The sequence below is a fragment of the Alcanivorax sp. MD8A genome, assembly GCF_002888555.1.
Classification (GTDB): Bacteria; Pseudomonadota; Gammaproteobacteria; order Pseudomonadales; family Alcanivoracaceae; genus Alcanivorax.
Window position 1 is genome coordinate 1 of the sequence record NZ_AQOQ01000039.1, and the last position, 17946, is coordinate 17946.

Annotated in this window: 16 protein-coding genes; 12 read left to right on the top strand and 4 right to left on the bottom strand. The window is 59.8% G+C overall.

Translation table 11 applies throughout. The annotated features are described in order from the left end of the window. On the bottom strand, positions 1-1788 hold a 1788-nt coding region (locus A15D_RS15020), incomplete at its 3' end, for a transglycosylase domain-containing protein (protein ID WP_102792591.1). 517 nt (positions 1789-2305) lie between these two features. Here A15D_RS15020 and A15D_RS15025 point away from each other — a divergent pair. From A15D_RS15025 to A15D_RS15035, 3 genes are all read left to right on the top strand, one after another. Continuing rightward, entirely contained in the window at positions 2306-3310 is a 1005-nt protein-coding gene (locus tag A15D_RS15025) for an adenosine kinase (RefSeq protein ID WP_102792592.1), read from the top strand. A 104-nt stretch (positions 3311-3414) separates the two neighbouring features. Continuing rightward, positions 3415-3747: a Rieske (2Fe-2S) protein gene (locus A15D_RS15030; protein ID WP_022986155.1), complete on the top strand. Its 333-nt coding sequence runs from the start codon at positions 3415-3417 to the stop codon at positions 3745-3747. Continuing rightward, positions 3744-4715, top strand: a complete 972-nt coding sequence (locus tag A15D_RS15035) for a serine/threonine protein kinase (protein ID WP_102792593.1) — start codon at positions 3744-3746, stop codon at positions 4713-4715. Before A15D_RS15030 ends, A15D_RS15035 begins: the two co-directional genes overlap by 4 nt. Positions 4716-4736: 21 nt before the next feature. Here A15D_RS15035 and sfsA read toward each other — a convergent pair whose 3' ends face one another. The 3 genes from sfsA to A15D_RS15050 form a co-directional block, all read right to left on the bottom strand. Further along, positions 4737-5468 carry a DNA/RNA nuclease SfsA gene (gene sfsA / locus A15D_RS15040; protein ID WP_102792594.1) on the bottom strand — a complete coding sequence of 244 codons (732 nt, stop codon included), beginning with the start codon at positions 5466-5468 and terminating at the stop codon, positions 4737-4739. Further along, a complete protein-coding gene (locus tag A15D_RS15045; RefSeq protein ID WP_102792595.1) occupies positions 5465-6628 on the bottom strand; it encodes an aminotransferase class I/II-fold pyridoxal phosphate-dependent enzyme in 1164 nt (387 codons plus the stop codon). Before A15D_RS15045 ends, sfsA begins: the two co-directional genes overlap by 4 nt. 129 nt (positions 6629-6757) lie before the next feature. Further along, positions 6758-7507: a hypothetical protein gene (locus A15D_RS15050; RefSeq protein ID WP_199175948.1), complete on the bottom strand. Its 750-nt coding sequence runs from the start codon at positions 7505-7507 to the stop codon at positions 6758-6760. A gap of 106 nt (positions 7508-7613) precedes the next feature. Here A15D_RS15050 and dksA point away from each other — a divergent pair, with 106 nt between their 5' ends. From dksA to panB, 9 genes are all read left to right on the top strand, one after another. Continuing rightward, a complete protein-coding gene (dksA, locus tag A15D_RS15055; RefSeq protein WP_255407684.1) occupies positions 7614-7976 on the top strand; it encodes an RNA polymerase-binding protein DksA in 363 nt (120 codons plus the stop codon). A gap of 171 nt (positions 7977-8147) precedes the next feature. Further along, positions 8148-9026: a tRNA glutamyl-Q(34) synthetase GluQRS gene (gene gluQRS / locus A15D_RS15060; protein WP_102792597.1), complete on the top strand. Its 879-nt coding sequence runs from the start codon at positions 8148-8150 to the stop codon at positions 9024-9026. A gap of 209 nt (positions 9027-9235) precedes the next feature. Further along, a complete protein-coding gene (locus A15D_RS17320) occupies positions 9236-9412 on the top strand; it encodes a hypothetical protein (RefSeq protein ID WP_007149317.1) in 177 nt (58 codons plus the stop codon). After that, positions 9402-12341 carry a sensor histidine kinase gene (locus A15D_RS15065; RefSeq protein WP_102792598.1) on the top strand — a complete coding sequence of 980 codons (2940 nt, stop codon included), beginning with the start codon at positions 9402-9404 and terminating at the stop codon, positions 12339-12341. Before A15D_RS17320 ends, A15D_RS15065 begins: the two co-directional genes overlap by 11 nt. Before the next feature lie 55 nt (positions 12342-12396). Beyond that, positions 12397-13725 carry a sigma-54 dependent transcriptional regulator gene (locus tag A15D_RS15070; RefSeq protein ID WP_102792599.1) on the top strand — a complete coding sequence of 443 codons (1329 nt, stop codon included), beginning with the start codon at positions 12397-12399 and terminating at the stop codon, positions 13723-13725. Positions 13726-14450: 725 nt separating this feature from the next. After that, entirely contained in the window at positions 14451-15761 is a 1311-nt protein-coding gene (pcnB, locus tag A15D_RS15075; protein ID WP_102792600.1) for a polynucleotide adenylyltransferase PcnB, read from the top strand. A gap of 21 nt (positions 15762-15782) precedes the next feature. Beyond that, positions 15783-16286 (top strand): 2-amino-4-hydroxy-6-hydroxymethyldihydropteridine diphosphokinase, encoded by a 504-nt coding sequence (gene folK, locus A15D_RS15080; protein ID WP_022986165.1) that lies wholly within the window; start codon positions 15783-15785, stop codon positions 16284-16286. Continuing rightward, entirely contained in the window at positions 16270-16971 is a 702-nt protein-coding gene (locus tag A15D_RS15085) for a deoxynucleoside kinase (protein WP_199175952.1), read from the top strand. Before folK ends, A15D_RS15085 begins: the two co-directional genes overlap by 17 nt. Positions 16972-17157: 186 nt before the next feature. Continuing rightward, positions 17158-17946: a 3-methyl-2-oxobutanoate hydroxymethyltransferase gene (gene panB / locus A15D_RS15090; RefSeq protein ID WP_102792601.1), complete on the top strand. Its 789-nt coding sequence runs from the start codon at positions 17158-17160 to the stop codon at positions 17944-17946.

Here is a 17946-nt window from a genome sequence, read left to right on the forward strand (position 1 = left end):
CCCGCCAGTGGCCAGCGGCTGGTACATCATCGCCACTTCAAACGGGGTCAGCGCCAGGCTGCCCAGCAGGATACTGGGGTACTGCGGAACCTTGCGGGTCACACCCAGGGTTTCCATGGTCTTGGCCACCTTGTCGAGCCCCACATCCAGCCCAAGGCGAGCGGTGGCCTGGTTACGGGACTGGGCCAGCACATCCACCATGGGCATGGCCCCATGGGCCTGCTTGTCGAAGTTCTGGGGTGCCCAGACATCACCGTTTGGCAGTTTCACCTGAATCGGACCATCTTCGACCAGTGAGGCCAGAGACCACTGCTTCGGCTCCCGTACCGCTGCCAACACCACTGCCGGCTTGGCCAACGACCCCATGGGTCGCTGAGCATCCAGGGCACGGTTGAAACCCGCTTCCCGGGAATTACGATTGCTAACCAGTGCCAGCACATCCCCCTGGGCCGGCGCCACGACCACCACGGCGCCGTTCAGTTTCTGCTTCTCACCCGGGTCGCGATTGTTGAGGTGCTCCTGTAGCGCCCCTTCAGACGCCAGCTGGGCCAGCACATCCAGGGTGGAATGAATATTGAGCCCCTCGTCACTCAGCACTTCCGGCGGGTAGTCGCGGGCCAGCTGACGGCGCACCAGATCAATAAACGCCGGGAAGGCATAGAGAGCCGACGCCCCGCGTGGGACCACTTCCAGCGGGCGGGCGCTGTATTTGTCGAAATCGGCTTTGGACAAAGCGCCTTCTTCCATGGCCACGCGCAACACGGTATTGCGGCGCTCCATCGCCCGCTCCGGACGGCGCCGGGGGTCATACCAGCTGGGCCCTTTCAGCAGCGCCACCAGGGTGGCCAACTGATGCGGCTCCAACTCTTCGAGGGGTCGCCCGAACAGGAACTGTGCCCCCAGCCCCATGCCATGAATGGCGCGCGCGCCGTCCTGGCCGAGATAGACCTCATTGAGATAGGCCTCGAGAATTTCCTGCTTGCTGTAGTGCAGCTCCAGCAGGATGGCCATGGGCATTTCCAACAGTTTGCGCGACAGGGTTCGTTCGGAAGTCAGCCAGAAATTCTTGACCAGCTGCTGGGTAAGCGTACTGCCCCCCTGCACCAGCCCCCCCGCCTTGACGTTGGCTACCATGGCTCGTGCCAGCCCGCGCAGGGAAATACCATGATGCTCGTAGAAACTCTGATCTTCGGTGGCCACCAGCATATCCACCAGCAACGGGGGCACCTTTTCCAGCGGCACCAGCACCCTGTCCTCCGCATGCTGCGGATGGATGCTGCCGATCTGAAGCGGCTCCAGTCGCGCCAGACCGTCACCACCTGCGTCCAGATTGCGAATCTGGCCGCCCGACAGACTGATTCGGATACGCTTGGGCGTTTCCCCGCCGTCACTATCCTTAAATCCACGGGTATGAATCAGCAAACTGCTGCCCTGAACGGCAAAACTGCCCGGCGTCGAGGCTACCGCATCACGACGATAGCGCATCAGGTCCAGCAGCTTGAGCATGTCCTCCCGGGACAATACCCGCCCTTCATACAGCTCCACAGGGCGCGCATAGACCCGAGCCGGCAACTGCCAGACGTGGGAATCGAAACGCTCACGGACCATCGCATCCAGGTACGCCAGCCCGGCAGCGCCGATCACCAGCAGTACCAAGCTGAGCTTGGCCACAAAAGCCCAGCTGAACCAACGGCGCCGCGGGGCCGCAGATTTCTTGCGAGATGGAGATTTCTTGCGTTGTGCCTGCCCCCGCGATCGCGCCGGGGTCTTGTTCGTTTTCTTCGCCATGGGGACGCAGTATAGAGAAAAGTGTGGGTACTTTATGAGTACAAGGTGACGATTATGTTCCGCGGGCAAAAAAGAGAAGGGTCGGACGTCAGACGCCAAAGTCAAAAGCCGACAGCAAAGGCCGGGGACGGAAGGCGGGCTGGCGTTAATTGGGTTCTTCGCGGATTTGAGGGAAGCTGCTGCAACCGAGGCCTTCCCGTAGGAGCGTCGCTCGCGGCGCGATTCCAGCGTTTTACGCCATCCTGAGTGAAGCCCTTGCAGAGATCACTGCGTTAAAAGAATGGGTTTCCTCAGCGGTCTCCGTGACCTCTGTGGTGAACATGTTTTTGATCCTGGTCTGGAATCGCGCCGCGAGCGACGCTCCTACGGCAAGGCCTTGCTCTTAGCCATACACTCAAAACTGCGATGAACCTTTGATTTTGCAGCGTCCGACCTCCGACGTCCGACCGTATAATTTTGCAAGCCGCGCCCGGCAGCCCATAATAGCTCCCCCTGCATAATCCAGAACGGAGCCTCCATGACCAAAAAATATGACGTTTATGCCCTCGGCAATGCCCTGGTGGATACCGAAATCGAGGTCAGCGACGCCTTTCTGGAACGCATGGAGGTCGGCAAGGGCCTGATGACCCTGGTGGATGAAGCCCGTCAGACAGAACTGCTCACCGCCCTGAAAGACGAAGCCGAACCACGCAAACAGACCAGTGGCGGCTCTGCCTGTAACACCGTGATTGCCACCCGCTACTTTGGCGGCAGCGGCTACTACGCCTGCAAGGTTGCCGACGATGCCACCGGCGACATTTTCGTCAACGACCTGACCGCAGCCGGCGTGGACACCAACATGAACAGCCACCGGGAAAACGGCATCTCCGGCAAGTGCCTGGTGATGCTAACCCCGGACGCCGAGCGCACCATGAATACGTTTCTGGGGATCTCCAGCCAGGTTTCCGAATCCGAGCTGGACGAAGCCGCCATCGCCGACAGCCAATATGTCTATCTGGAAGGGTATCTGGTCAGCGGTGACAGCTCACGGGCGGCCACCGTCAAGCTGCGCCAGTTGGCGGAGAAACACGGGGTAAAAACCTCGCTGACCTTCTCCGACCCGGCCATGGTGCAGTTCTTCAAAGATGGCCTGACCGAAATGCTCGGTGATGGCGTGGACCTGCTGTTCTGCAATGAAGCCGAAGCCACCAGCTACACCGATACCGACAACGTGGACGCCGCTCTGGCGTCACTGAAATCGGTGTGCCGCTCAGCGGTAATTACGCTGGGCGCCAAGGGGGCTCTGGTATGGGATGGCACAACCACCCACACCATCGACCCAGTCGCGGTAAAGGCCGTGGACAGCAACGGGGCGGGCGACATGTTTGCTGGCGCCTTCCTCTATGCCATCACCCACGGCCACGACTTCGCCACAGCAGGCAAACTGGCCTCTGCCGCCTCGGCACGACTGGTCAGCGAGTTCGGCCCGCGCCTGCCCGCCGAAGCGCACCCGGAAATCCGCAAGGCGGTTCTCGGCGAATAATCGTAGGGTGGAAATCAGCGTCAGCCGATCTCCGCCACCCTGTTCAATAAGGTGGAGATGGGCTCGCGCCCATTTCCACCCTACCAAGCCACGCTGGAAGCACCATGGAACACGTTTGCAACCTGGACGACATCGAACACGAGAGCGCCCGGGAATTTCAGAAAGATGGCCAGCCCGTGGTGGTGGCCAAATTTGACGGGCAGGTCCACGCCTATATCAACTGGTGCCCGCACTTGGGGATTGAACTGAACTTCATGCCCGACGAATTCATGGACAGCGATCGCCAGTTCATCATGTGCGCCAATCACGGCGCCCTGTTCGAGGTGGAATCCGGCCATTGTCTGTCGGGCCCTTGCATGGGCGACAAGCTGGTCCCGGTACCGGTGGAAGTGCGTGGTAACGAAATCTGGCTGGGAGAGGTTCCGCAACCCGCATGAGCGACATCACAGGGCACCCTTTCGATCTGCTGACCCCGGACTACATGCTTGATGCCGTAGACGCCGCCGGCTTTCTCAGTGACGGCCGGCTATTGCAGTTGAACAGTTTCGAAAACCGGGTTTATCAGGTCGGCCAGGAAGACGGTGCCCCGGTGATTGTGAAGTTCTATCGCCCACAACGCTGGAGCGACGAACAGATCCTTGAGGAGCATGCCTTCAGCCTGTTCCTCGCGGAGCGAGACCTGCCGGTGGTCGCCCCCATCGCGAAGAACGGCACCAGCCTGTTTCACTGTGATCACTTCGCCTTTGCGGTGTTTCGGCGCGCCGGCGGCCATGCACCGGAACTGGCCAACGATAGCCATCTGGAGCAACTGGGGCGCACCCTCGCACGCTGGCATGCCTGCGGCAGCGACCGTCCCTACCAGCATCGCCCCACACTGGATGTGGTCGAGGATATCCGCACCACCAGCACCTTCCTGATCGATGACGTGGTGGATCTCAACTACCGCGGCCAGTACCGGGATACGGTGGGGCAATTGCTGGAACGCATTGAGAAACGCCTGGCAGGCACCGCTTTTCCCTTGCTGAATGTTCACGGCGATTGCCACACCGGCAACATCCTGTGGCGCGACGACAGTCCACATTTTGTGGATCTGGACGACAGCCTGCGCGCCCCGGCCATGCAGGACATCTGGATGCTGTTGTCCGGGGAAGAGGACGAGCAGCAACATCAGTTACGGGTACTTGCCCAAGGCTACGACACCTTCCTGCCCTTCCCCTGGGAACAAAAAGGGCTGATTGAACCGCTGCGCATCCGTCGCATGATCGGCTATGACGCCTGGCTGGCCAAACGCTGGGACGACCCCGCCTTCCCGCCGGCCTTCCCGTGGTTTGAATCAATGCATTATTGGGGCAACCAGGTCACCCTGTTACAGCAGCAACTGCGGGAACTGGACCGGCAAGCGTAGACAGATAGACGCACGCGGCGGTTACGTCCCCCGCGTCAACAGCACCGGTACCGGCGCCTCCAGAACAAACTCGGTTTGCGACAGGGCGACCCGCCAGGCCAGCACCTCTACCCCCGCCGCTACCGCCTCACGCAGCAGCTCACCATAACGCTGATCGATTTCATCCGCCGGTCGCGCCGCCGTGGCGCCACTGTGCTGCACACAGAAAAACAGCACCGCTCGGCGACCCGACGCCACTACCTCCATCAGGGTACGCAGATGCTTCTGGCCGCGCTCGGTGACCGAGTCAGGAAAGGCAATGACACCATCATCCGCATCCTCCGGCCCCGGCCCGAGCGTCACATTCTTCACCTCGATAAAGGTATGCGGGTCCGCCCGTTCACCCAGTGCCAGATCAAAACGGCTGTCCGTGTATTTGACCTCCCTCTCCACTCCGCTGCACGGATCCAGCTCCGCCACCCGTCCGCTGCGAACCGCCTCTTCCACCAGCGCGTTGGTGCGGCTGGTGTTCACCCCCGCCCAGTGACCATGGGCCACCTGCAATGCCTCCAGGGTGTGGCGGTACTTGCGTTTGGGGTTGCCGCTATCGGAAATCAACGCCTGCTGCGGCTCACCCAGCACACAGTTTTTCATGGACCCGGTATTGGGACAGTGCACCGTGATTTCGCTGCCATCGTCACGAACCACGTCGGCCATGAACCGTTTGTAGCGACGCAACAAGGTGACGCGCTCCAGCTGCGGGGAAAATTTCACAGGGACTCCAGATAGTGTTCCAGACGATGCAACGCCTCGGTCAGTCGTGATTCTGTGCAGGTATAGGCGAGCCGCACATAGCGCTTGTGGTCATGCCCCTCGCCAAAGTCCACGCCCGGCGTGATGGCCACCCCGGCGCGCTCAAGCAGATCGGCACAGAAGGCGTGGCTATCATGGGTATAGCGACTCACATCCACATACACATAGAAGGCGCCGTCAGCCCGAGACACCACCGGTAATTTCAGGTGCGCCAAACCATTGAGCAAACACTGGCGGCGGCGAGCCAACAACTGGTGGCGCTGCTCCAGAATCGTCATCGAGGCTTCTTCCAGCGCGGCGAGCGCGCCGTACTGCGCTGGTGTCGATGGCGCCAGAAACAGATTTTGCGCCAGCCGCTCGATGGCCGGCACCAGGGGTTCGGGGGCAACCAGCCAGCCAAGTCGCCAGCCCGTCATGCAGAAATATTTGCTGAAGCTGTTAATGACCACCACATCGTCAGTCTGGCTCAGAACAGTGGAAGCCGGTTGGGTATAACACAGCCCCTGGTAGATCTCGTCCACCAACAAGGTGCCGTGGTGCCTGCGCACCACCGAGACCAGCTCGGCCAGGGTGTCAGGGCTGAGCATATTGCCCGTGGGATTATCCGGGCTGGCGACCATGGCCACGCGAGTCGAGGGCTGCCAGGCAGCCTCCAACGCCGCTGCCGAAAGGTCAAAATGGGAGGTCGCATCCAGCAATAATGGTTGCGGATCCCCGCCGACCAGATTCACGAACTGGCGATTACAGGGGTAACCCGGGTCACATAACAGCACCCCCTCACCAGGATTGATCAACGCTGCCAGAGCCAACTGCAAGGCACCCGATGCCCCGGGGGTCACCACAATGCGCGAAGCTGGCACCTCGGCGCCAAAACGTTCCCGGTAATCATCGGAGATGGCCTGACGCAACGCCGGTAGTCCCGCCGCGGGCGTGTAGCCTGTTCGCCCTTGCTCCATGGCATGCTGGATCGCCTCGATTACCGGTGATGGTGTCCCAAAATCAGGCTCTCCTACCTCAAGATGCAGGATATCGTGTCCCTCAGCTTCCAACTGCTGGGCCCTTTCCAACAGCGCCATTACATGAAAAGGCGGGATCTGACTGGCATAGCGGGATAGCGTCATCACAAGTTTCCTCTTCCAAGACGGGCCGGCATGGCTATAATCGGCCAGATTTTCATCAATCAGGCTACCTGCTGGAGGCAGGCCCTGTAATTGGTGACAAGACTTGCCTATAAGGGGTAAGGTCGAAGATTACATTATGCCCATGAGGGAAGTGCGGGCACAGGATAGAGAGTCAAAGACCATGCTAAGGGAGTTACTGAAGATGGCCACCGGCAAAAAGAAAGCCCCGAAAAAGGCGGCGACCAAAAAAGCCACCGGAACTGCTGCCAGCACCCGTAAAGCCTCTACCAAACCCGCCAGCAAATCTGCCAGCAAGACAGCCAACAGCAAACCCGCCGCCAAGAAAACGCCAGCGAAAAAAGCGGCTGCGAAAAAGGCTGTTGCCAAGAAGCCCGCGCCGAAGAAAGCTGCGGTCAAAAAGCCCGCCGCCAAGAAAGCGGCAGTAAAAAAAGCGCCGGTGAAAAAAGCCCCAGCCAAGAAAACCGCAGCAAAGCCCACCGCCAAAAAAGCCGTTACCAGCAAGCCGGCTGCCAAAAAGGCCACCGTGAAGAAAGCCGCTGTGTCCAAGCCCAAGGCCACCAGCAAAAGCCCCGCCAAAAAAGCGCCGGCCAAGGCTGCAAGCCAATCCGTCGCGGGCAAGAGCAAGACACCCGCTGCAAAACAGACAACCAGGGCGACCTCTGCCAAACCGGCAAAGGCTACCCGGCCAGCAGCCCCCAAGGCTGCGGCCAAGAAAGCAGCACCTGCTGCACCAAGAACAAAACTGCCTGCCTCCGGCAAGGCAAAACCGGCGGGAACTCCTGCCGCGCAACGACCATCGAACTCCGGTACCGCAAGGACTGCGCTTGCCGGCAAAGGAATGTCGCCGAGCCGATCCACCTCTTCTGCTCAGGTAAAAAAGACAGTGAAAAAGACCTCCTCCACTTCATCCCAGGCCCTGCTGCACGGTTTCAAACCTTATCAGCCAGCCAAGGATGAGGAATACATGAACGAGAAACAGCGTGAACACTTCCGTCAGATTCTACTGGCCTGGCGCCAGGAGCTGATGGAAGAAGCCGATCGCACCATGCACCACCTGCAGGATGAACAAGCCAATCTGCCTGACCCTGCAGACCGCGCTACCCAGGAAGAAGAATTTGCCCTGGAACTGCGTACCCGTGACCGCGAGCGCAAGCTGCTCAAGAAGATCGAAAAGACCCTGGACCTGGTCGACAAGGACGACTACGGCTACTGTGAAGCCTGTGGCATCGAAATCGGCATCCGCCGCCTCGAAGCCCGCCCCACCGCCGAGATGTGCATCGACTGCAAGGAACTGGCGGAGATCAAGGAAAAGCAGCTGGCAGGTTAGAAGCAGTGAAGAGTTAACAGTGAATAGTGAACAGCTCGCGATAGCGGGCTTTCGCTCTTTGCTACACAGGAGGCCGCGCCCATACTCTGTGCGCGGCTTCCTGCGTTTTACGTCTCTGCATTCATCTGGCGCGCCGCTATTAACTATTCACTATTCACTGTTCACTGCCCTATGAGCTATCGCGGACGTTTCGCCCCCACGCCCTCCGGCCCGTTGCATTTCGGGTCGTTGGTGGCGGCGCTGGCCAGTTGGCTGGACGCACGAGCCAATGGCGGGGACTGGCTGGTGCGGATAGATGATCTGGATCCCCCCCGGGAAGTGCCCGGGGCGGCCGATGCCATTCTGCTGCAGCTGGAACAGTTCGGGCTGCTGTGGGATGGCTCGGTGCGTTATCAAAGTCAGCACCACGGGGCCTATCAGGAAGTGGTGGAGCAACTTCTGGCAGACCATCACGCCTTTTACTGCACTCTCACCCGCAAGCAGCTGGCGGCCCTGAATCACAACCACCCGGGCATCAGTGCTGCAGCCCCCACCAGTGACGATGCCTCGGTTCGCCTCGCCGTGCCGGACAGTGAGCTTTGCTTCGACGATGGCATACAGGGGCGGGTCTGCAACAACCTCCATCAGGACGGCGGCGCCTTTGTGATCCGTCGCCGTGACGGTCTGTTCGGCTACCAACTGGCCTGCGCCCTGGATGATGCCAACGACGTCATTACCCATGTGCTACGCGGCGCCGACCTGATCGATTCCACCCTGCGCCAGCGCTGGCTACTGGAATGCCTGGGGCGCCCCGCTCCGCTTTACGCCCATTTGCCCGTGGTCACTGACGGCCGCGATACCAAGCTATCCAAGTCCGGCGGCAGCGAAGCGCTCGCCCCCGCCCATGCCAGCCAACTCCTCTCAGCGGCCCTGCACTGCATGGGTCTGCAACCGCCGAAAGATCTCCAGGGCGCACCACCTGCCACCCTGCTGGAATGGGGCAAACTCCATTACCCCGAACACCACTGGCCCCCCGGCCGCCAGCAACCTTTACCCTCGTCACTCTCGTAGGGCAGAAATGGGCGTCAGCCCATCTCGGCCACCCTGACCCTGGATTTCAGCATCATTCGGTGGAGATGGGCTGACGCCCATTTCCACCCTACGCAACAACCCCATCTCGCGCGTTTCAACTTTCAACTGTCCACTGTCAACTGAACTCCCCCGCTTTTACACGCCTCCCTAACCTGACGTATCCTCTTCGGCCAGAGGGACCTAACAACATGTATACAGATCGCCTGCTTATCATTTTTATTCTGGGAACCTACCTGTTGTCCCCTGCCATTATTGATTGGTGGAGCGAAGGGGGGCGAGCGTGGTATCGCCCTTATCTGATCTGGCTGGGGTTGATTGCCCTGAGCTACTGGATTGCAAAGAGCAAAGATGTCGATGGTCTATAGTGTCAGTGAGCTGATTGCCATCGCCGGTGGCTACCTGCTGTTTCTTTTCTTTGTTGCCTGGATCACCGAGCGCGGCTGGCTGCCGGCACACTGGGTGCGCCACCCCGCCGTGTATGTGTTTTCCCTCGGGGTCTATGCCAGCGCCTGGGCGGTGTATGGCTCGGTAGGCTACGCCTACCAGTACGGCTACAACTTCCTGTCCTACTTTCTGGGTATCTCCGGCGTATTCCTGTTGGCCCCCATCCTGCTGGCCCCGATCCTGCGCCTGACGGCCACTTACCAGCTCAGCTCCCTCGCTGACCTGTTCGCCTTCCGTTACCGCAGCCGCATGGCCGGGGCCATGACCACCATCATCATGCTGATTGGTGTGCTGCCGCTGCTTGCCTTGCAGCTCAAGGCAGTGGCGGAATCAATCCAGATCCTCAGTGGCACTGATGATCCTCGCTCACTGGCCGCGGGCTTCTGCATGATGATGGTGATCTTCGCCATCCTGTTTGGCGCCCGCCACGCCACCGCCCGGGAAAAACACGAAGGGCTGGTGGTAGCCATTGCCACAGAATCGCTGATCAAGCTGGTGGCCTTCGGCGCGGTGGCACTGCTCGGTTTGTACGGTGTTTTCGACGGCCCGGAAAGTTTGGGTCAGTGGCTGGACGATCACCCTGAGATGCTGTCGCGACTGTATTACCCACTACAGGATGGCACCTGGCATTCCATGATCATGGCGTTTTTTGTTTCCGCCGTGGTACTGCCACATATGTTCTACATGGCCTTCACTGAGAACCTGAATCCACGGGCACTGATTACTGCCAGCTGGGCGCTGCCACTGATGTTTCTGGTCATGGCCCTGTGTGTTCCCGTGATTCTGTGGGCTGCCGCCGCCAGCAACGCCCCCACTTCGCCCGATTACTATGCGCTGGGCATTGGCCTGGTGACCGGCGGGCACGGGGCTGTGCTGGGCTACCTGGCCGGCCTGGCTGGCGCCAGCGGCATGCTGATCGTAGCCACGCTGGCGCTGTCAGGCATGTGCCTCAATCATCTGGTGTTGCCGGCCAGCCCGCTGCATCAGGGTCAGAACCTGTATCGCAACCTGCTATGGACACGGCGCATTCTGATCGCCGCGATTCTGGCACTGGCCTATCTGTTCTACCGCTTTACGGGTGCCGGCCATACCCTGGTGGAGCTGGGCGTATTGTCATTCGTGGCAACCCTGCAGTTCGTCCCCGGACTGATTGGTGCGTTGTTCTGGCCCAGCGGCAACCGCAACGGCCTGTTTGCCGGTCTCACCGTCGGCTTTCTCTGCTGGCTGCTATTGCTACTGCTGCCGATCACCTACCCGAGCTGGCAACTCCCCCAGCTGATGGAATTGCTGGGAATGCGTTTTCACACCGGGCCGGACCAGTGGCACCACGTGGCCATAGCCTCGGTCTCGGCCAATGCCCTGGTATTCGCCATTGTCTCTATCGTCACTCCCATGTCCCGGGCGGAAAAAAACGCAGCGGAAGCCTGCGCCGTGGACAGCCTGCGCCGCCCCTATCGCTGGGAGCTGGAAGCGAAAAGTGTCGATGATTTCATTGATGCCCTGAGCCAACCGCTGGGACCAATAACCGCCACCCGCGAAGTGGAAATGGCCTTGCGCGACCTGCGCCTTCCCCGCACCGAAACACGCCCGTACGCCCTGCGCCGGCTTCGCGACCAGCTGGAGACCAATCTGTCAGGCCTGCTCGGCCCCTCTGTTTCGCATCAGTTAATGGATGATCATCTCCCCTACCTGCCCGAAGAAGAACAAAGCTCCAGCGAGGACATCCAGTTCATCGAATCCCGTCTGGAACAATATCGCGACCGGTTGTCCGGGCTGGCCGCCGAACTCGACGGCCTGCGCCGCTTCCACCGGCAAACCCTGCTGGAACTGCCCATGGGGGTGATCTCGCTGGGGGCCGATGATGAGATCATTGGCTGGAACCAGGCGATGGAAGCGCTCACCAACATCAGCGCCGCCGATACCATCGGGTCCCGGCTTTCGGATCTGGTCGACCCTTGGGGCGAGTTCTTTACCCGTTTCAGTCGTGACGACAACCCACACCAGCCACAATTGTCTCTGGAAGTGCAGGGCCAGACCCGCTGGCTAAGCCTGCACAAGTCGTCAGTGATGGGCATCGGCACCGCCGAACAAGCCGGTGGCCAGGTACTGGTCATTGAGGACATCACCGAACTGCGCCACATGGAAGCACACCTTGCCCACAATGAACGGCTGGCTTCCATCGGTCGTCTGGCCGCCGGGGTTGCCCATGAAATTGGCAACCCGGTCACCGCTATTGCCTGCCTGGCGCAAAACCTGGACAGCGAAAGCGATGCCGAAGAGCAACTGGAAACCAGCCAGCAAATTCTCGAACAGACCCGGCGCATTACCCGTATTGTGGAATCGCTGGTGACCTTCAGTCATTCCGGCGGCATCAAGCAAAGCGCCCATCATGTCCCGGTCAATGTTCGCGACACCGTGGATGAAGCGATTTCCTTATTGCTTCTCGATCCGGACCATCGCCTGCAGCAATTCGAAAATCACTGTGCCAACGACGGCTGGGCCCACGGCGACCCTCAACGCCTGCTCCAGGTATTCATCAACTTGCTCGGCAATGCCGCCGATGCCTGTACAGCGGAACAGGCCATTCGCATTTATTGCGAAGAGACCGAAGCCTATCTGGAAGTGCGCGTGGAAGATCAGGGGCACGGCATCCCTGAGGGGATGCACGACACGCTTTTCGAACCCTTCGCCACCAGTAAAGCACCAGGGCGAGGCACCGGGCTTGGGTTGGCGCTGGTTTACAGTATTATCGAAGAGCACTTTGGCAGCATCAGTGTGGAAAGCCCGATCTGTGATGCCGGTGGTACCCGCTTCATTATCCGGCTACCGATTCACGCCGCTTCCCTGTAGGGTTGAGCTGCAACAGTTTTCCTGACGCCAGGTCAGTACAGGATACAGCGAGAACATGAGTCACATTCTTATTGTTGAAGACGAGCCAGTGATTCGCGGTGCATTGCGTAAACTGCTCGAACGCCACGACCATTCCGTCACTGAAGCCGACTCCGTCGAGCAAGCGCGCGACAATAATCTGAATCAGTTTGACCTCATTATCAGCGACCTGCGCCTGCCGGGCGAACCGGGCACAACCCTGATCGAGATCGCAGGCAGCACCCCGGTACTGATCATGACCAGCTATGCCAGTCTGCGATCTGCTGTGGATGCCATGCGCCAGGGAGCGGTGGACTACATTCCCAAGCCCTTTGATCACGACGAAATGCTGATTGCCGTGGACAGGGTATTAAAAGAAGGCCGACTCAACCGCGGCAACCGTGCCCTGCGCCGGGATCTGGAGCGCAGCTACCCGGTCAACAACATGGTCGGCAGCAGTGAGGCCATGGAAGAGCTGAAACACCGCATCAGCCGTGTCGGTCCCACCAACACACCTGTGCTGATCATGGGGGAAGCCGGCACCGGCAAGGAGCTGACCGCTCGAGCGCTGCATGAGCAGAGCGAGCGCGCCAACGGCCCCTTGGTGTCAGTGCAATGTGCCGCCCTGCCCAAGACCCTGCAACTCACCGAGCTGTTCGGCGATGAAGACACCGCCGGGCGCATCGAAGAGGCAGATGGGGGCACCCTTTTTCTGGATGAAATCGGCGAACTCACCAGCGATGCACAAAGCCGCCTCCTAACCCTGCTAACTCATCACGAAATTCATCGTCAGGGCTCTCTCGCCCCACGCAAGGTCGATGTGCGTATCCTGGTCAGCAGCCAGCTGGACCTGCCAAGCCGGGTGGCCGATGGCCATTTCCGCCAGGATCTCTATTACCGCCTGAACGTCATGGAGCTTACCCTGCCCCCGCTGCGCGAACGCCAGGACGATATCGATACGCTTGCCGATGCACTGCTCTCACGTGGATGCGAGAAACTGAACCGCCACGACCTCGTCTTTACCGACGCCGCACGCCAGGCCATGCACAGTTATAGCTGGCCGGGGAATGTGCGCGAGCTGGAGAATGTCATCGAGCGGGCCATCATCCTCTGCGAAGAGGACGGTATCGGGCCGGCGCAACTGGGCCTGAACCCCAACCGCACCCCGCAACGGGTCAGCCGCGCCAGTCTGGACCCCAGTGAAGACCTGTCACTGGAGGATTATTTCACCCGCTTTGTCATGGAAAACCAGGACAGCATGACGGAAACCGAGCTAGCCCAGAAACTCGGCATTAGCCGAAAAAGCCTGTGGGAACGCCGCCAACGCCTTGGAATTCCTAGAAAAAAGGCCGGCAGCCGCCGTTAAGCCATCCTCTGGGACCGTCCACCTGGCAGTACGCCATTGACCGGAGATTCCACACCGCCGGTCTCTACTGCCAAACAGAATTTTTCTTGCTGGCCTGCGCTGAAACGGCGAAAACGTGACCTGTTACCTCATTTGAGTAGCAAGTGTTACCGCACTACTCAGGAAAGTAACAACTTCGTTACCTTGGTGAGGGGGTTTTTAAGGGGGTTTCTGAGAAAGAATTGCAAGTCATTGTTTTTATTATGATTTTTGGTTTGTTGCATTGCCAGGGGGGTACGGGCACTATGAATCCCACGCCAGCAAACAACAAAAACAACGGCGTAAACGGCTCAACAATAACAACAAGAAAGAAGAAGAATAATTTCACGAGCCAATGCAGTGCTGCTGCAACTGATGATTGCAGCGACAAGGCAGAAAACAACACAAACAATAATAACAACAGAATCAGCGCAAAATATGGGAGTCACAACTTCGGTTGTGGCTCCTTTTTACTTTGTGGCGCAGGGCCATTCCCGAGTATACGCCAGGAACGTCTCACTTGGCGATAAAAAGTGCTACCATCGCCGCTTCACAGCTTTTAACGAGTCACACGCCACCTAATGCTCTCTCAGCTAACCAGCACGCCCGTTGTGGCGACTGTCATCGCGATCCTCGCTGTTGCCCTGATCGCTCTGTTCATTGTGACGCAACGACGACGGGGAAGTTCCTCGCCGCAAGAAGAATTTATGCCTTCTGTGCAGATCATTCCCCGCGACCAGCATCCTATCTCCCGGCAGCAGCTCTCACGCGCCGCACTCAACGTGCTGTACGGCCTGCACAAGGCCGGTTTCGAGGCATTTCTGGTCGGCGGCTGCCTGCGTGACATCCTTAGCGGCCGCGAGCCCAAGGATTTCGACGTGGCTACCGATGCCACACCAGAACAGGTCAATCGCCTGTTCAAGCGCAGCCGGATCATTGGCCGCCGCTTTCAGATTGTGCATGTCCGTTTTGGCCGAGAGGTCATTGAGGTTTCTACCTTCCGGGCCATGAACACTGACGACAACCCGGACAAACAACAGCATCACGCCCATGAAGAAACCGGGCTGGTACTGCGTGACAATACCTGGGGCAGCATTGAGGAAGATGCCCTACGCAGGGATTTCACCATCAACGCCCTGTACTACAACATTGCTGATTTCAGCCTGCACGACTTCACCGGCAGCATGCAGGATATCAACGATCAGGTGATTCACCTGATCGGCGATGCCCAGACCCGTTACCGGGAGGACCCGGTCCGTATGCTGCGCGCCGCACGCTTTGCCGCCAAGTTGGACTTCCATATCGATCCGGCCACGGCCGATCCGATTCCCGAGCTCGCCGAGCTGTTGCTGCAGGTTCCGGCTGCCCGGCTGTTTGATGAAGTGCTCAAGCTATTCCTCAGCGGCCATGCCCGCGCCTCCTATGAGCAGCTGCAACAGCTCAACCTGTTCCGCTTCCTGTTCCCGGAAACCCAACAGGCCCTCGAAGGGGAGCAAGGCCAGATCTGGGAAACCATGCTGCTCGCGGCCATGGACAATACCGATCGCCGCCTGGAAGCGGACAAGCCCGTCACTCCGGCCTTTATCTATGCCGTATTGCTGTGGCCCGTCATCCAGCAGCGCCTGGGAGGCTACCTGTCCAGCGGTCTGCCGCCGGCACAAGCCCTGCACAAGGCCGCTACCCGTGCGCTCAATCAGCAGATTCAGCACACCGCCATCCCGCGCCGTTTCTCCACCGTAATGCGGGAAATGTGGGAGCTGCAATTCCGCCTGGACAAACGCGCAGGCCGCCGGGCCGACGCCCTGATGGAGCATCCCCGCTTCCGGGCCGCCTACGATTTCCTGCTGCTACGTGAGCAGGCAGGGGAGATAAACCCGGGTCTGGGCGACTGGTGGACCCGTTACCAGGAAGAAGACGAAACCGGCCGTCGCGACATGATCACCCAGCTGGGCAATCAGGGAGGCACTGGCAAGCGTCGTCGACGTCGCCGTCCTCGCAAGCCCAAGGCAGAAGGTTAAAATCCCTTTCAGGCAGGTTTCATGCAGGCATTTATCGGACTTGGCAGCAATCTGGATCAGCCGGCACAGCGGCTGATCAGCGCCCTGCATGCTCTGCAGCGGCTGCCCGGCATCGATCTGCTCAGCCACTCCCGGCTCTATCGCAGCGCCCCGATTGGTCCTCAGGACCAACCTGATTACGTTAATGCCGTCGCCCGGTTACAGGTCAACGGCACGCCCCACCAGCTACTTCACACCCTCCAGGCCCTGGAGCTCGCCGCAGGCCGCCAACGGCTTCGGCACTGGGGCGAGCGCACGCTGGATCTGGATATCCTGTTATTGGACAGCCAGCACATCGACGCCCCTGACCTGCACGTTCCCCACCCACAGATGACTTGTCGGGCCTTTGTACTGCAGCCACTACTGGAGATTGCCCCCGGCGCCCTCTTGCCGGACGGCACCGCACTGAGTAGTTTTCTGGAAGAGGTGGCCGAGCAGGCCGTGACCCCGATGTCAGAACTGGACAGAGATGCACTCATTGAATGAGACAACCCTGAACGAACGGATCGAACAGCGCCGCCGTGTGGGCAGCCTGCCACGCTTTATCGCCGTGGAAGGCCCCATTGGCGCGGGCAAGACCAGTCTGGCCAAACGGCTTGCCATGACCTTCGGTTATGACCTTCTTCTCGAGCAGGCGGAAGAAAACCCCTTCCTGACCCGCTTTTATCAGGATCCGGCCCGCTACGCCTTGCAGACGGAACTGTTCTTCCTGTTTCAGCGCGCCGACCAGCTACGCCAGATCCAGCAGCAGGACCTGTTTGCCGGACCCCGCATCGCGGATTTCCTGATCGACAAAAACCGCCTGTTTGCCCAGGTCACCCTGGACGAGGACGAGTTCGAGTTATACCGGAACGTGGATGACCATCTCACCGTCGATGCCCCGCAACCGGATCTGGTGATCTACCTGCAGGCACCATCCCCGGTGCTACGCCAACGCATCACCCGCCGTGGCAATGACTTCGAGCAGCGGATCCAGGGGGACTATCTGGACCGCCTGAGCAATGCCTACACCGAGTTTTTCCACTTCTATGACCGCGCGCCACTGCTGATTGTCAACGCCGCCGAGATTGATCTGGTCAGTCACGACCGGGATTATCAGCAACTGGTCAGCGAGCTGCTGGACATCCGTTCCGGGCGCCACTATTTTAACCCCCGGCCGCTGGTCGACTGAAAACGGGCTACACGCCACAAGCTGCAAGCTACAACGCGACAGGCTTCTGTTTGCTCTTAAGCCCAGGAAGCCGCGATCAAGTCTGTACGCGGGCCCCTGCGCCCCAAAACCTGACAGACTAGACCGTGTTGTAGCTTGCAGCTTGAAGCTTGCAGCTCGCCCCTGAATTTCCCTGGGAGGTTTCCCATGTCCGTGACCATTCGTACCCTGCAGAAACGCAAGCAGGACGGTGAAAAATTCTCCGTTCTCACCGCTTACGACGCCTGTTTCGCCCAGCTGGTTTCCGAAGCCGGTGTAGACGCCATTCTGGTGGGCGACTCCCTGGGCAATGTGATCCAGGGGCAAACCAGCACCGTGCCGGTGACACTGGAACAAATGGCCTACCACACCGAGTGCGTTGCCAGAGGCAATCGCGGCAGCCTGATTATTGCCGATGTTCCCTTTATGGGCGCCGCCACCGTAGAACGGGCCCTTGAAGCCTCCACCGCCCTGATGCAGGCGGGCGCCAACATGGTCAAGCTGGAAGGCAGCGCCTGGCTGGCCGACAGCATTGACATTCTCAACCGCAATGGCATCCCTGTTTGCGCCCACATGGGCCTGACACCGCAGGCAGTGAATGCTCTGGGCGGTTACCGGGTACAGGGCAAGGACGACGCCAGCGCGCTGGACATGCTGGAGGCGGCGCGCACCCTGGAGCAAGCCGGCGCCGCCATGCTGCTGCTGGAATGCGTCCCCCGTGAGCTGAGCGCGCGCATCACTGCGGAAGTGGCCATACCGGTGATTGGTATTGGCGCCGCGCCTGAATGCGACGGCCAGGTATTGGTCATGCACGATATGCTCGGCATCAGCCCCGGCAAACCCGCCCGCTTTGTGAAAAACTTCATGGCCGAGGCTGGCGATATCCGTGGCGCCTTTGCCGCCTATGACAAGGCCGTCAAGGACGTCAGCTTCCCGGCCGACGAGCACTGTTTCTAA

Excerpts from the sequence above, each read along its gene's own strand:
- A15D_RS15025 (WP_102792592.1), top strand. The coding sequence starts at position 2,306 with ATGACCAAAAAATATGACGTTTATGCCCTCGGCAATGCCCTGGTGGAT.
- A15D_RS15030 (WP_022986155.1), top strand. The coding sequence starts at position 3,415 with ATGGAACACGTTTGCAACCTGGACGACATCGAACACGAGAGCGCCCGG.
- A15D_RS15035 (WP_102792593.1), top strand. The coding sequence starts at position 3,744 with ATGAGCGACATCACAGGGCACCCTTTCGATCTGCTGACCCCGGACTAC.
- A15D_RS15045 (WP_102792595.1), bottom strand. The coding sequence starts at position 6,628 with ATGACGCTATCCCGCTATGCCAGTCAGATCCCGCCTTTTCATGTAATG.
- dksA (WP_255407684.1), top strand. The coding sequence starts at position 7,614 with ATGAACGAGAAACAGCGTGAACACTTCCGTCAGATTCTACTGGCCTGG.
- gluQRS (WP_102792597.1), top strand. The coding sequence starts at position 8,148 with ATGAGCTATCGCGGACGTTTCGCCCCCACGCCCTCCGGCCCGTTGCAT.
- A15D_RS17320 (WP_007149317.1), top strand. The coding sequence starts at position 9,236 with ATGTATACAGATCGCCTGCTTATCATTTTTATTCTGGGAACCTACCTG.
- A15D_RS15065 (WP_102792598.1), top strand. The coding sequence starts at position 9,402 with ATGGTCTATAGTGTCAGTGAGCTGATTGCCATCGCCGGTGGCTACCTG.
- A15D_RS15070 (WP_102792599.1), top strand. The coding sequence starts at position 12,397 with ATGAGTCACATTCTTATTGTTGAAGACGAGCCAGTGATTCGCGGTGCA.
- pcnB (WP_102792600.1), top strand. The coding sequence starts at position 14,451 with ATGCCTTCTGTGCAGATCATTCCCCGCGACCAGCATCCTATCTCCCGG.
- folK (WP_022986165.1), top strand. The coding sequence starts at position 15,783 with ATGCAGGCATTTATCGGACTTGGCAGCAATCTGGATCAGCCGGCACAG.
- A15D_RS15085 (WP_199175952.1), top strand. The coding sequence starts at position 16,270 with ATGCACTCATTGAATGAGACAACCCTGAACGAACGGATCGAACAGCGC.
- panB (WP_102792601.1), top strand. The coding sequence starts at position 17,158 with ATGTCCGTGACCATTCGTACCCTGCAGAAACGCAAGCAGGACGGTGAA.